The sequence below is a fragment of the Streptomyces resistomycificus genome (genome assembly GCF_001514265.1).
In the GTDB taxonomy this organism is placed as follows: domain Bacteria; phylum Actinomycetota; class Actinomycetes; order Streptomycetales; family Streptomycetaceae; genus Streptomyces; species Streptomyces resistomycificus.
This window is the reverse complement of sequence record NZ_KQ949003.1, coordinates 39,241-52,271: the sequence shown is the minus strand read 5'-3', so window position 1 is coordinate 52,271 and position 13,031 is coordinate 39,241. Positions and strand designations below refer to the sequence as shown.

The 13,031-nt window shown below is 71.6% G+C and carries 12 protein-coding genes; 7 read left to right on the top strand and 5 right to left on the bottom strand.

The window, feature by feature from the left end; all coding sequences use genetic code 11:
* Positions 1-147: 147 nt before the first annotated feature.
* From AQJ84_RS35220 to AQJ84_RS35205, 5 genes are all read right to left on the bottom strand, one after another.
* Positions 148-900 (bottom strand): MBL fold metallo-hydrolase, encoded by a 753-nt coding sequence (locus tag AQJ84_RS35220; protein ID WP_030039996.1) that lies wholly within the window; start codon positions 898-900, stop codon positions 148-150.
* A 98-nt stretch (positions 901-998) separates the two neighbouring features.
* Positions 999-1,613, bottom strand: coding sequence for a TIGR03086 family metal-binding protein (locus AQJ84_RS35215; protein ID WP_030039995.1), 615 nt, complete (start codon positions 1,611-1,613; stop codon positions 999-1,001).
* Positions 1,614-1,758: 145 nt separating this feature from the next.
* On the bottom strand, positions 1,759-2,922 hold the full coding sequence (locus tag AQJ84_RS35210; protein WP_053192832.1) for a hypothetical protein: 1,164 nt from the start codon (positions 2,920-2,922) through the stop codon (positions 1,759-1,761).
* A complete protein-coding gene (locus tag AQJ84_RS43290) occupies positions 2,919-3,071 on the bottom strand; it encodes a hypothetical protein (RefSeq protein ID WP_157875018.1) in 153 nt (50 codons plus the stop codon). The genes AQJ84_RS35210 and AQJ84_RS43290 overlap by 4 nt, the downstream gene beginning before the upstream one ends.
* Positions 3,072-3,144: 73 nt before the next feature.
* Positions 3,145-4,086, bottom strand: a complete 942-nt coding sequence (locus tag AQJ84_RS35205; RefSeq protein WP_030039992.1) for a 5-dehydro-4-deoxyglucarate dehydratase — start codon at positions 4,084-4,086, stop codon at positions 3,145-3,147.
* Between the two features lie 252 nt (positions 4,087-4,338).
* Here AQJ84_RS35205 and AQJ84_RS35200 point away from each other — a divergent pair, with 252 nt between their 5' ends.
* The 7 genes from AQJ84_RS35200 (at position 4,339) to AQJ84_RS35170 (ending at position 12,993) form a co-directional block, all read left to right on the top strand.
* Positions 4,339-5,148 (top strand): NAD-dependent epimerase/dehydratase family protein, encoded by an 810-nt coding sequence (locus AQJ84_RS35200; RefSeq protein ID WP_030039991.1) that lies wholly within the window; start codon positions 4,339-4,341, stop codon positions 5,146-5,148.
* A 282-nt stretch (positions 5,149-5,430) separates the two neighbouring features.
* On the top strand, positions 5,431-6,201 hold the full coding sequence (locus AQJ84_RS35195; RefSeq protein WP_030039990.1) for a DeoR/GlpR family DNA-binding transcription regulator: 771 nt from the start codon (positions 5,431-5,433) through the stop codon (positions 6,199-6,201).
* 164 nt (positions 6,202-6,365) lie between these two features.
* Entirely contained in the window at positions 6,366-7,739 is a 1,374-nt protein-coding gene (locus tag AQJ84_RS35190; protein ID WP_030039989.1) for an ABC transporter substrate-binding protein, read from the top strand.
* Positions 7,736-8,674: a carbohydrate ABC transporter permease gene (locus AQJ84_RS35185; protein ID WP_030039988.1), complete on the top strand. Its 939-nt coding sequence runs from the start codon at positions 7,736-7,738 to the stop codon at positions 8,672-8,674. Before AQJ84_RS35190 ends, AQJ84_RS35185 begins: the two co-directional genes overlap by 4 nt.
* Positions 8,671-9,513: a carbohydrate ABC transporter permease gene (locus AQJ84_RS35180; protein ID WP_030039987.1), complete on the top strand. Its 843-nt coding sequence runs from the start codon at positions 8,671-8,673 to the stop codon at positions 9,511-9,513. The genes AQJ84_RS35185 and AQJ84_RS35180 overlap by 4 nt, the downstream gene beginning before the upstream one ends.
* Complete coding sequence (locus AQJ84_RS35175; protein WP_030039986.1) at positions 9,510-10,499, top strand: zinc-dependent alcohol dehydrogenase family protein; 990 nt, start codon at positions 9,510-9,512, stop codon at positions 10,497-10,499. The genes AQJ84_RS35180 and AQJ84_RS35175 overlap by 4 nt, the downstream gene beginning before the upstream one ends.
* A 220-nt stretch (positions 10,500-10,719) precedes the next feature.
* On the top strand, positions 10,720-12,993 hold the full coding sequence (locus AQJ84_RS35170) for an N-acetylmuramoyl-L-alanine amidase (RefSeq protein ID WP_030039985.1): 2,274 nt from the start codon (positions 10,720-10,722) through the stop codon (positions 12,991-12,993).
* Positions 12,994-13,031 lie beyond the last annotated feature (38 nt).

The following is a 13,031-nucleotide window of genomic DNA, read 5'->3' as shown; positions in this document are numbered from 1 at the left end:
TCATATATGACGTACGAAGTACGACGGCTTGAAGGTAGGAGGGCGCGGATGTTTCGTCAATGCTTCCGGCAAGAGAAGTTGAGCGTCGCGTAAAGACCGCCGGTCAGCGGGTCGGCGCCGACCGGACCGGTCGCGGACGGGCCGGTTTCACACGGTCCGGGTCTCCCCCACGCGGGCGAAGGCGGTCGGTCCGCCGAAGGATCCGGCAGCCCGGGACGCCGCCGCTTCAGGAGTGAGCGTGGGCCCGACATGGGTGACGAGCAGCTTTCCCGCGCCCGCCTGTCGCGCGGCCGCTCCGGCGTCCTCCGGAGTCAGGTGCACCTGTTCGCCTTCGTGATGCGTGTCGATGTCGGCCTCGCAGAGGAACAGGTCTGCGCCGGCGGCCAGGCGCGGGAGCGCGTCGCACGGCCCGGTGTCCCCGGAGTACGCGAGGACCCGCCCGCCGCTCTCGGCGCGCAGGCCGTAGGCCTCGACGTCGTGGACGACGGCACGCGAGGTGAGCACCAGGTCGCCGTGGCGTGCGGTGTGGCCGTCGTGCAGGGTCCGGAAGTCGAGGATGCCGCTCAGGAAACCGGCGTCCGGCCGTCCGAAGAACCCGGCCAGACGCTGGGCGCAGCCCTGCGGGGCGTAGACGGGTATCGGGGCGGCCGGGGTGAGCCCGCCGTAGGCGAGGCCGTACACGGCGGACAGCAGATCGGCGTTGTGGTCGGCGTGCAGATGCGAGATCCAGACGGCGCTGAGCCGTGCCGGATCAGTGTGCCGCTGCAATTCCGCGAAGCTCCCGGGGCCCGCGTCCACCCACACCTCCGCACCGCCGGCGCGCACGAGATAGCCGGAGCAGGGCCGGTCCGGCCGGGGGTGCGGGGAGGCGGTGCCGAGGACGGTGAGGGTGAGGGACATGCGGGGAGCGTACGGCGTCCGGTGGACCCGGCACCGGGGGTGGTCCTCGCCAGGTCCTCGCCATGGTCAAGCCCTGCCGGTGTCGGCAACGCTCGTGATCAGTGCGCCTGGGACACCGGAGTCCACCCCGGGTCCCGGCCGCTCAGGCCCACCGTCCGGTCCAGGAGCGGGGCCTCGGCGGGGACCTGGACGACCGGGCCGAAGATCTCGCCGCGGCCGGGATCGTCGACGGAGGCGAGGAGGAAGTCGTACGCCGCCCGCAGCGCGAGGGGATCGGGGGTGTAGTCCTGGCCGGTCGCGCGGGCGAGGTCCCAGCCGTGGACGACCAGTTCGTCGATCGCGACCGCGGCGGCGACCGCGGCCGGCAGGTCCACTCCGCCCGCGCGGGTCATGCCGGTCCAGGCGGCCGGGTCACGCCAGGCGTCGGCGAGTTCGTCGAGGACCTTGGGCAGCTCCTCGCGCCAGCCGGGGCCGATGTCGGGCAGGGCGGCGTCGGGGCTGGTGTCCGTGGTGACGCCCAGGTCCTTGCGGCCGGCGTCCCGGAAGGCGATGGCCAGTCCTGTCAGGTGCCCCAGCAGATTGCGCACCGCGAGGTCCGGACACGGCGTGGGGTCCGCCAGCCGCTCGTCTCCCACGCCCTCCGCGAGGCGGGCCACGATCCGGGTCTGGGGTCCGAGGTCGAGGATCGTCGGGTCGGTCGTCTGGTCGGTCATCTGCTGCTCCTCCGGGACGGCGGGACCCTGCTGCGGGTCCCTCGGAGGGTGGACCGTCCGGACCGCGAAAACTCATCGCTCCCGCGGTGTTCCTCTGCCGCCGGCCGTCCTCGGCGCCGCGTGACCAAGCCGCGGTGCCGTTGTCTCAGAGCCCGGCGAGCGCCTCCCGTACCAGTTCCAGGTCTCCGTCCGACGCCAGTCCGGCGTGATACAGCCGCAGTTCCGTGGCTCCCAGTTCCCGGGCCCGCGCCGCGTCCGCCGCGAGCGTGGCCGGGCTGCCTCCCATGCCCGAGACGACACCGAGGTTGGCGGCGACGACGGCGGCCTCCCGTCGCTGCCGGACGAAGGGCGTCAGCAGGGCGGGCCCGCCCGCACAGGGCACGACCACACCGTCCGCGACAGACAGGATGTGCCCGGGGTCGACACCCGGGTTCGCGCCGACGTGGTACGACACCGGGTCCGCGTGCAGGAGGACCTGGAAGCCGTCGGGAGCGGCCGCCCGGACCGCGCTGACGGCCGCCTCCTGGAGGCTGCGGGCGGTCTCGTCGCGCCACGCGCGCGTGGCGGCCGCCGTCTCCTCCCCCAGCAGCTTCTCGACCCCCGCCCAGCCCGCGTCGTCGGGCGCCCCCTGCCACACCGGCTCCAGCGCGGCCCGTACGGCGGTGGCCAGCTCGTCGGCGTCCAGGCCGTGAACGCCGTAGCCCTCCCGGCAGGCCGGGCAGAAGCACAGCGCCATCAGGTACTGCCCGGCCTCCCCCAGGCCGACCCCGCCGGTCTTGTCGTGGGCGTGCAGGTGCTGGAGCCCGTACCAGCCGAGGGACTCCAGTTCGGTGCCCCGTGCGCCGGGCCGTACGGCCGCCTCCGCCGCCAGATCGACGAGGTACGCGCGCGTGGCGGGCTGCGCGATGCAGGGGGCCCACGGGTAGCGGTCGCCGTAGGCGTTGACGGCCGAGGTGTCCGGGTGCTCGGCGCCCAGGCGGGAGTTGTGGGCGAGCACGACCCAGGTGTGCACCTCCAGGCCGGCGTCCGCGAGCGCGCCGGCGGCCTCGCCGAAGGCGTCCCCGGGAGCCCAGTCGCCGGCGGCGTACGGGCGCAGCTCGCGCCCCTGCCAGCGGTCGTCCATGGGGTACAGCACGGCCGCGTGCTCCGCGGTGACGATGCGGTGGCGCGGGTGGCGGGGGGTCAGTGCGCGGGTGGAGTGGTAGGCGGCCGCCAGGGTCACCTGCCGCACGCCGAGAGCGGCGACGCGGCCCGCGGCCTCCGGGTCCCCGTTGACATCCCAGGGGTAGACGAACGTCGACGCCTTCACTTGTCCTCCGCCTTCACGTACGTGTCCCGCGCCTTCACGCGTGCGTACTCAGCTTTCACGCGCCCGCTCATACGCACGCGCTCGCACTCCGCCTTCACGCGCCCGCTCATGCGCACGCGTCCGTACTCCGCCCTCACGCGCACGCTCACGCGCACGCGCTCCACTCCGTCCTCACGTGGCCGCTCACCCGATCGTTCACGTTCGCGCGCTCGTCCTCCGCGGTCACCTGCCCTCGTCGAGCAGCGCGTATCCGCGTTCGGTGATCCGGGCGAGCTGCTTGACATGATCCTCGCTGGGCTCGTGCAGCGGGGGCCGCACCTCCCCCACGTCGAGCCCGCGCAGCCGTACGCCGGCCTTGACGAGGGCGACGGCGTAGCCGCGGCCCTGGGCGCGCAGTTCGACGAAGGGCCGGTAGAAGCCGTCGAGCAGCCGGTGGGCTGTGGTGTCGTCGCCGGTGCGATGGGCCTCGTAGAAGGCCAGGGCGATCTCGGGCGCGAAGCAGAAGACCGCGGAGGAGTAGAGGGTGATGCCGAGGCCGCGGTAGGCGAGCTGGGTCTGTTCGGCGGTCGGCAGTCCGTTGAAGTAGAGGAAGTCGCCGGGTACCTCGCTGCGGACGGCGCTCACGATCCGCTGCATCAGGTCGAGGTCGCCGAGCCCGTCCTTGAAGCCGATGATCCCGTCCGTGCGGGCCAGCTCCACGACCGACTCCGGGGTGAACACCGCGTTGTCGCGCTGGTAGACGATCACCGGCAGCGGGGTCGCCGCGGCCACTTCGCGGTAGTGCCGCAGCAACCCTTCCTGTCCGGCGGCCACGAGGTAGGGCGGCATGGCGAGCAGTCCGTCGGCGCCGGCCGCCTCGGCCAGCCGCGCGTACCGGACGGCGAGCGCGGTGCCGTACCCGGCGCCGGCGACGACCGGGACGCGGCCCGCCGTCTCCTCCACGGCCGCCCGCACACACGCCTCGAACTCCTCGGGCGTGAGCGCGTGGAACTCCCCGGTGCCGCAGCACGCGAAGACCGCGGCGGCTCCCGCCTCCAGCCCGCCGCGCACGTGCGCGCGATAGGTCTCGAGGTCGACGGAGCCGTCGGGGCCATAGGCGGTGACGGGGAAGAACAGGGGCCCGCCGGGCAGGCCGAGCCGAGCGGCGAGGGGGGCTGACGTCACGGGCTCTCCCTAGAACAGTCGCTCACGTCTATGACTTTCATCCATGTTTATGAACACGTCCACCCTAGGGAGCCCCTTCAGGGCCGGTCAAGCGCGCAAACCCGCGTCACAGAAGAGGATTGGAGCGGAATCCCGCCGCCCGCGCGATACTTGACGGGATACGAGAACGGTCCTTAGCGTTTCCACGAATGTGAATACCGTCCACACATACGCCCACCTGGCCCACAGGCGGCGGACCAAGGAGACCCGAGGATGCCCGCTCCCAGCACCGTTCTGCTCACCGGCGCCGCCGGCGGACTCGGCACCCTGATGCAGAACCTGCTTCCGGCCTTCGGGTACGAACTGCGCCTGCTCGACCTGCGCCCCATCGAGGGTGATCCGGACGCCGTCACCGTGGACCTCGCCGACAAGGACGCCGTGCGTGAGGCCGTGCGGGGCGTCGACGCGATCATCCACCTCGCGGGCATCTCCCTGGAAGCGCCCTTCGAGAAGATCCTCCAGGCGAACATCGTGGGCACGTACAACCTGTACGAGGCCGCCCGCGAGGAGGGCATCACCCGGATCGTCTTCGCCTCCTCCAACCACGCGGTCGGCTTCACGCCGCGCCCCCAGGGCGACGACCCCCTCATCCCCGTCGACACGCCGCGCCGCCCGGACACCTTCTACGGACTGTCCAAGTCCTTCGGCGAGGACCTCGCGCAGTTCTACTGGGACAAGCACGGCATCGAGACCGTGTCGGTGCGCATCGGCTCCTGCTTCCCCGAACCCACCAGCGTGCGCATGCTCTCGGTGTGGATGAGCCCCGCCGACGGCGCCCGTCTCTTCCACGCGGCCCTGACCGCCGAGGGCGTGGGGCACACCGTCGTCCACGGCTCCTCCGCCAACACCCGGCTGTGGTGGGACCTGACCAGCGCGCGGGCGCTCGGCTACGAACCGCAGGACGACTCCGAGCCGTGGGCCGAGAAGCTGATCGCCGAGCAGGGCGAACTGGACCCGGACAACGAGGCGCACGCCTACCTGGGCGGCCACTTCGTCACCGACCCGCCGATCTGGCCGTACTGACGGACAGCGGATGCCGTACTGACGGACACCCGACACACGCGGGCGGGCACCGAACGGGCCCGCCCGCCGCCGTGTTCGGGCACCGGACCTGCCCGGTCCCACTCCGCGTCCGACAGCCGCGCAGGTCCGGGGCGGGCACCCGGCGAGCGAAACGGACCGAAACGGTCAGCATCGGCTCCGCAACAGACCTGGTCAGTGCCGCTCCCCCGCTGTAGAACTTCCCCCATGGGTCGCACCGGGCCCGAACGGGCAAGCGCGGCAGCACGGAGGCAGGTGTCGGCCATGGAGATCAGGACGGCGGAGGAGCGGCAGCGGGAGATCGTGCGGGCCGCGCGCGCCACCGGCTCGGTCGACGTCACCGCGCTGGCCGCACAGCTGGGCGTGGCCAAGGAGACCGTACGACGGGATCTGCGCGCCCTGGAGGATCACGGTCTGGTCCGCCGCACCCACGGCGGCGCCTACCCCGTGGAGAGCGCCGGGTTCGAGACGACGCTCGCGTTCCGCGCCACCAGCCACGTGCCCGAGAAACGCCGGGTCGCGGCCGCCGCGGCCGAACTCCTCGGGGACGCCGAGACGGTCTTCGTCGACGAGGGCTTCACCCCACAGCTCATCGCCGAGGCACTGCCCAGGGACCGGCCGCTGACCGTGGTCACCGCGTCCCTGCCGGTCGCGGGCGCGCTCGCCGAGGCCGAGAACATGTCCGTGCTGCTGCTCGGCGGCCGGGTCCGCTCCGGCACCCTCGCCACCGTCGACCACTGGACGACGAAGATGCTGGCCGGCTTCGTGGTCGACCTCGCCTTCATCGGCGCCAACGGCATCTCCCGCGAGCACGGCCTGACCACGCCCGATCCCGCGGTCAGCGAGGTCAAGGCGCAGGCCGTCCGTGCGGCGCGCCGCACGGTGTTCGCGGGCGTGCACACCAAGTTCGGGGCGGTCAGCTTCTGCCGGTTCGCCGAGGTCGGCGTCCTGGAGGCGATCGTGACCAGCACCCTCCTGCCCACGGCCGAGGCACACCGCTACTCACTGCTGGGACCGCAGGTCATCCGCGTCTGAACACCCGCCTCCCCCTCTCCGCCTCCCCCTCTCCGTCTCCCCCTCACCTGTCTCACCTTCATCCGTCTCACCTCATCGGTCTCAACCTCATCCGTCTCACCCCTCATGGGGCACCCCCTTGCCTCCACGCGCCCCGAATCTCCCCATACGTCCAGGAGCGATCCATGCGAACCCAGAGCCGACGACGGCCCCCGCGAGCCACGCTCGCCACGGCCGTCGCAGGGACGCTGCTCGCCCCGCTGCTCTCCGGCTGCTGGGTCGGGGCCGGCGGGGCCGGGTCGGGCGGCGACTCGATCAACGTCCTGATGGTCAACAACCCCCAGATGACCGAACTCCAGAAGCTGACCAAGGCCCACTTCACCGAAGAGACCGGCATCAAGGTCAACTTCACCGTGCTGCCCGAGAACGACGTCCGCGACAAGATCAGCCAGGACTTCGCCAACCAGGCCGGCCAGTACGACGTGGCCACCCTGTCCAACTACGAGATACCGATCTACGCCCGCAACGGCTGGCTCCACGAGATGGACTCCTACCTCGCGAGGGACCCGGCCTACGACGAGCGGGACGTCCTCAAACCGATGCGGCAGTCCCTCACCGGTGACGACGGCAAGCTCTACGGCCAGCCCTTCTACGGCGAGTCGTCCTTCCTGATGTACCGCAAGGATGTCTTCGAGAAGGCGGGCCTGACGATGCCCGCCCACCCCACCTGGACCCAGGTCGCCGATCTGGCCGCGAAGGCGGACGGGGCCGAGGCCGGCATGAAGGGCGTCTGCCTGCGCGGCCTGCCGGGCTGGGGCGAGGTGATGGCCCCCCTGACGACGGTCGTGAACACCTTCGGCGGCACCTGGTTCGACAAGGACTGGAAGGCCCGCCTCGACTCCCCCGAGTGGCAGAAGGCGGCGAGGTTCTATGTCGACCTGGTCCGTGAACACGGCGAGTCCGGCGCCGCCCAGGCCGGTTTCGCCGAGTGCCTGAACAACATGACCCAGGGCAAGGTCGCCATGTGGTACGACGCCACCTCCGCGGCCGGTTCCCTGGAGTCGTCGGACTCCCCGGTGAAGGGCAAGATCGGCTACGCCCCCGCTCCCGTCGAGGAGACCGAATCCTCCGGCTGGCTCTACACCTGGGCCTGGGGCATGCAGAAGGCGTCCCGAAACGCCGACAAGGCCTGGAAGTTCGTCTCCTGGGCGTCCGGAAAGCGGTACGAGCAACTCGTCGGCGACGAGATCGGCTGGTCGAACGTGCCCGCCGGAAAACGCGCGTCGACGTACACCAACCCGGCCTACGTCAAAGAGGCCGCCGCCTTCCAGCAGATGACCAAGGAGGCCATCGAGGGCGCCCGGCCGAACGACCCCGGCGTGCAGCCGCGCCCCGCGCCCGGCATCCAGTTCGTCGGCATCCCCGAGTTCACCGACCTCGGCACCAAGGTCTCCCAGGAGATCAGCGCGGCCATCGCCGGACGCCAGTCCGTCGAGTCGGCCCTGAAGAAGTCCCAGCAGCTCGCCGAGCGGATCTCCGAGGAGTACGAGGGACGATGACCGCGACCACCACGGCTCCGACAGCCACCCCACCCGTACACACCGTGCGGCAGCCCTCCGACCGTCTGCGCGCCTGGGCCACCCGGGGCCCGCTGCTCCCGGCCCTCGTCTTCATGATCGCCGTGACCCAACTCCCGTTCGTGGCCACGCTGGTGATCTCCTTCTTCGACTGGAACGCCCTCTACCCCAAGGCCCGCCACTTCACCGGGGTCGACAACTACCAGCAGGTGCTGACCGACGCCGACCTGCGCCAGTCGGTGTGGACGACGATCCTGCTGACGGTCGCGGTGGTGCTGGCCTCCCTGGTCCTGGGCCTCGCGCTGGCCCTGCTCCTCGACCGGAGGTTCCGGGGCCGGGGTGTGGTCCGCACCCTGCTGATCGCCCCCTTCCTCGTCGTCCCGGTCGCGGCGGCGCTGTTGTGGAAGCACGTGCTCTACAACCCCGAATACGGCTTGCTCAACGGGCTGTTGCACTATGTGGGCGGACCACAGCCCGACTGGATCTCCACCACCCCACTGCTGGCCGTCGAGGCCTCCCTCGTCTGGCAGTGGACGCCGTTCATGATGCTGATCCTGCTGGCCGGCCTGCAGAGCCGTGACCAGCAGCAGATCGAGGCCGCCCGGGTCGACGGCGCGAGCGACTGGCAGATCTTCCGCCACCTCACCCTTCCGCACCTGCGTCGCTACCTCGAACTCGGCGCGCTCCTGGGCTCGATCTACATCGTCCAGAACTTCGACGCGGTCTTCACGATCACGTCCGGCGGTCTGGGCACCGCCAACCTCCCCTACACCGTCTACCAGAGCTTCTACCAGGCCCACGAGAACGGCCTCGCCTCGGCCGCGGGCGTCCTGGTGGTGATCGGCTCGATCGTCATCGCGACCTTCGCGCTGCGCGTGGTGTCGTCGCTGTTCCGCGAGGAGGTGGGGCGCGCATGAGCGCGACGACCGCAGCAGTCCGCCGCAAGGGTGCCGGCCTCGGCCTGGTGGCCTGGCTGGCCGGCATCGTCTTCTTCCTGCCCATCGCCTGGATGGCGCTGACCTCCTTCCACTCGGAGGAGGACGCGGCGACCAACCCGCCGTCCTTCACCGCCGCGCTCACCCTCGACGGCTACCGCGAGTTCTTCGGTTCGGGCGGCGGGGCGAGCCCGTGGCCCTCGCTGGTCAACTCGGTGGTGGCGTCCCTCGCGTCGACCCTGTTCGTCCTCCTGCTGGCGCTGCCGGCGGCGTACGCCCTCTCCATCCGGCCGGTGAGGAAGTGGACGGACGTCCTGTTCTTCTTCCTGTCGACCAAGATGCTGCCGGTGGTGGCGGGCCTGCTGCCGATCTACCTGTTCGCGAAGAACACCGGGATGCTCGACAACATCTGGCTGCTGGTCATCCTCTACACGTCCATGAACCTGCCGATCGCGGTGTGGATGATGCAGTCCTTCCTCGCCGAGGTGCCGGTGGCGATCATCGAGGCGGCCCGGGTCGACGGCGCGCGCCTGCCGACGGTCCTCGCGCGGGTCGTCGCCCCGATCGCCCTGCCGGGCATCGCGGCGACCGCCCTGATCTGCTTCATCTTCAGCTGGAACGAACTGCTCTTCGCCCGGGTGCTCACGGGTGTGGTCGCCGAGACCGCCCCCGTCTTCCTGACCGGCTTCATCACCAGCCAGGGCCTGTTCCTGGCGAAGGTGTGCGCCGCGTCGCTCGTCATCTCCCTGCCGGTGCTGGCCGCGGGGTTCGCCGCCCAGGACAAACTGGTCCAGGGCCTGTCCTTGGGAGCCGTGAAATGAAGGCCGCCGTCATCGAGTCCGTGGGCCGTGCCGTGGTCACCGAGGTCCCGGACCCGACGCCGGGTCCCCGTGACGTCGTCGTCGAGGTCGCCGCCTGCGGGCTGTGCGGGACCGACCTGCACATCCTCCAGGGCGAGTTCGCGCCGAAGCTGCCGATCGTGCCCGGGCACGAGTTCGCGGGCGAGGTGGTCGGCGTCGGCGCCCAGGTCACCGAGGTGTCGGTGGGCGACCGGGTCGCGGTGGACCCCTCGCTCTACTGCCACGAGTGCCGGTACTGCCGTACCGGCCACAACAACCTCTGCGAACGGTGGGCCGCGATCGGCGTGACGACGGCGGGCGGCGCGGCCCGGTACGCCCTCGCGCCGGTGGCGAACTGCGTACGGCTGCCCGAGCACGTCCGTACCCAGGACGCGGCGCTGGTGGAGCCCCTGTCGTGCGCGGTGCGCGGCTACGACGTCCTCAACTCCCGCCTCGGCGCGCACGTCCTGATCTACGGCTCCGGCACGATGGGTCTGATGATGCTGGAGCTCGCCAAGCGCACGGGGGCGGCGAGCGTGGACGTGATCGACGTGAACCCGGCGCGGCTGGAGACGGCACGGCGGCTCGGCGTCTCCGGAGCGGCGGCGAACGCGGACGAGCTGGAACGGCCGCAGGGCTGGGACGTCGTGGTCGACGCGACGGGCAACGCGGCGGCGATCCAGGACGGGCTGGAGCGGGTCGCGAAGGCCGGCACCTTCCTGCAGTTCGGGGTCGCCGACTACGCGACCCGGGTGAGCGTCGACCCGTACCGGATCTACAACCAGGAGATCACCATCACCGGGTCGATGGCGGTGCTGCACAGCTTCGAGCGGGCGGCCGAGCTGTTCGCGAACGGGGTGCTGGACCCGGAGGTCTTCATCAGCGACCGCATCCCGCTGGAGCGCTATCCGCAGGCCCTGGAGCAGTTCGCGGCGGGAGTCGGCCGGAAGATCGTGGTGGTGCCGTAGGCGTCGGCGGCCGTACACAGCGTGGCGGGAGGGCCACTAACTGACGGGGCGTCATACTCCGGAGTCACGGCCCACGGCGGGCCCGGACACGGCCGCTCCAATCGCACAACCTTTCGGGGATGTCGGGAGTCTCCCTCCCGGCCGCCCCCTCCCTTCTGGCGTGGCGTGCCCATCGACCTCGTTCGCCCCACGTCACCACGAAGGACGGCACACAACAACCATGGGCAGACCTCGATATCTCTGGGGTGCGGCCGCGACGGCCGTCGCCGGGCTCTCCGCCGCACTCGTACTCCAGGGGCTCCCCGGCGAGTCCGCCGACAGCCCCGCCGCCGACGGCAAGCCGGGCCCGGTCCGGGCCGAGACCAGCACCGTCGCCCTGCGGACGGCCGGCGGCGGCACCCGCGCGGCCTTACGGCAGCAGGACACCAAGCCGTTCAGCATGCTCGGCGTGACCTGGACCGACCCCTCGGTCCGGGTCGCGGGAACCGTCGAGGCACGCACCCGGACCGCGGGCACCGGTCAGTGGTCCGACTGGCTGCGGCTGGACGGCGACAGCGGGCAGGGCGAGAGCACGGCCCGGCGCGGTGGTACCGAACCGGCGTGGGTGGGGGCTTCAGACGGCGTTCAGGTGCGCGTCACCGCGGGCGGACGTACCTCCGACCGGCTGCCCGCCGGACTGCGCCTGGACATGATCGACCCGGGCAGGGCCGCCCAGGGCGAAATGGAGCCGGCGGCGTTCGCCGCCGACCCGACCACGGATCCGACGGCGACCCCCGAGGTCAGCGAACCCGCTCCCGCGGACACCACCACGAGCCCGGCCCCGCCGAGCGAGCCCACCGACCCGGCGGCCCCGACGACGTCCGCTCCCACGACGTCGGCCCCGGCGAGCGGCACCCCGACGACCCCGCCGAGCACGACTGCGCCCGCCACGTCCGCGAGCCCGACCGCCACCGCGCCCACCGCCCCGCGGTCCACCGCACCCCGCCCCGCGATCACCTCACGGGCCGGCTGGGCCGCGGACGAGTCGATCAGCCCCGAGGAACCCGGCTATCTCCCGGGCGGGAAGATCAAGGCGGTGGTGGTCCACCACACCGCCGAGAGCAACGACTACACGTGCGCCCAGGCCCCGGCCGTCGTACGCGGCATCTACGCGTACCACGTCCAGCAGCTGGGCTGGAAGGACATCGGCTACAACTTCCTCGTCGACAAGTGCGGCACCGTCTACGAGGGCCGCAAGGGCGGTGTGGACCTGCCCGTGATGGGCGCGCACGCCTACGGCTTCAACTCCGAGACCACCGGTATCTCGGTCCTCGGCACCTACACCGACGTGGCGCCGAGCGAGGCCGCGCTGGTCTCGGTCGCCAGGATCTCCGCCTGGAAGCTCGGCCAGTACGGCGTCAGCCCGACCGCCACCACCACCCTCACCGCGGGCGCGGCCGGCACCAACTACTTCCGGGAGTCCTGGACCGCCGGCGCCCAGCGGAGCTTCCCGACCATCCACGGTCACCGTGACGGCTACAACACCGAGTGCCCCGGCGACTCGCTCTACGCCAAGCTGCCCACCCTCCGCGGCTGGGCCGCCGGACCCGTCACCGGGCTCGCGGTCAAGTCCGTCAGCGGCGGCGTCTCGGGCACCACGTACTACACCAAGGCCGGCGTCACCGTCGGCTGGACGGCCACCACACCCGCCTCGCTGATCTCGAAGTACGAGCTGCTCGTCGACGGGAGGACCGCGGCCACCGCCGGCGCCACCGCCACCTCGGCGAAGGCCACCCTGGCGGTGGGCTCGCACAAGGTGCAGGTGCGCGCCACCCACCAGTCGGGCGCGACGACCACCTCGGCGGCCGCGACGGTCGTCGCGGAGACCACCGCCCCCTCGTTCACCGCCAAGCCGAGCCTCGTCCTGCGCACCGGGACGGTGAACACCACGGCCGTCCCGCTGAAGCTGACCTGGAAGGCCACCGACGCGGCCGCCCTGAAGCAGGTGCAGCTGACCTCACCGGCCACCGCGACCTACGGCCCGACGGTGACCTCCGCGAACCCCACGGCCAAGGCCGGTACGGCGACGACCTGGTCGATGACCGCCTCCGACCTGGCGGGCAACACCGCGACCGCGTCCGCCTCCCGTACGCCGGTCATCCTCCAGGAGAACTCGGCCGTCAGGTCCGGCACCTGGACGAGCAAGTCCTCCACCAGCTACCTGGGCGGCAAGTCGCTCTCCGCCTCCCAGAAGAACGCCTCGCTGACCTGGACCTTCACCGGCCGCTCCGTCGCCTGGGTGGTGTCCCGGGCCGCCACCTCCGGCCAGGCTCAGATCTTCGTCGACGGCACCAAGGTGACGACGGTCGACCTGAAGTCGCCGACCTCGAAGTACCGTGACGCGATCTGGACCAAGAGCTGGCCCACCAGCGCCCGGCACACCGTCAGGATCGTGGTGGTCGGGACCGCGGGCCGGCCCGCGGTCACGACGGACGGCATCGTGTACCTCAAGTAGCCGCCCGCCTCCGTCGCCGGGGGCCGCGTGCGGCCTCC

Excerpts from the sequence above, each read along its gene's own strand:
- AQJ84_RS35220 (WP_030039996.1), bottom strand. The coding sequence starts at position 900 with ATGTCCCTCACCCTCACCGTCCTCGGCACCGCCTCCCCGCACCCCCGG.
- AQJ84_RS35215 (WP_030039995.1), bottom strand. The coding sequence starts at position 1,613 with ATGACCGACCAGACGACCGACCCGACGATCCTCGACCTCGGACCCCAG.
- AQJ84_RS35200 (WP_030039991.1), top strand. The coding sequence starts at position 4,339 with ATGCCCGCTCCCAGCACCGTTCTGCTCACCGGCGCCGCCGGCGGACTC.
- AQJ84_RS35195 (WP_030039990.1), top strand. The coding sequence starts at position 5,431 with ATGGAGATCAGGACGGCGGAGGAGCGGCAGCGGGAGATCGTGCGGGCC.
- AQJ84_RS35190 (WP_030039989.1), top strand. The coding sequence starts at position 6,366 with ATGCGAACCCAGAGCCGACGACGGCCCCCGCGAGCCACGCTCGCCACG.
- AQJ84_RS35185 (WP_030039988.1), top strand. The coding sequence starts at position 7,736 with ATGACCGCGACCACCACGGCTCCGACAGCCACCCCACCCGTACACACC.
- AQJ84_RS35180 (WP_030039987.1), top strand. The coding sequence starts at position 8,671 with ATGAGCGCGACGACCGCAGCAGTCCGCCGCAAGGGTGCCGGCCTCGGC.
- AQJ84_RS35175 (WP_030039986.1), top strand. The coding sequence starts at position 9,510 with ATGAAGGCCGCCGTCATCGAGTCCGTGGGCCGTGCCGTGGTCACCGAG.
- AQJ84_RS35170 (WP_030039985.1), top strand. The coding sequence starts at position 10,720 with ATGGGCAGACCTCGATATCTCTGGGGTGCGGCCGCGACGGCCGTCGCC.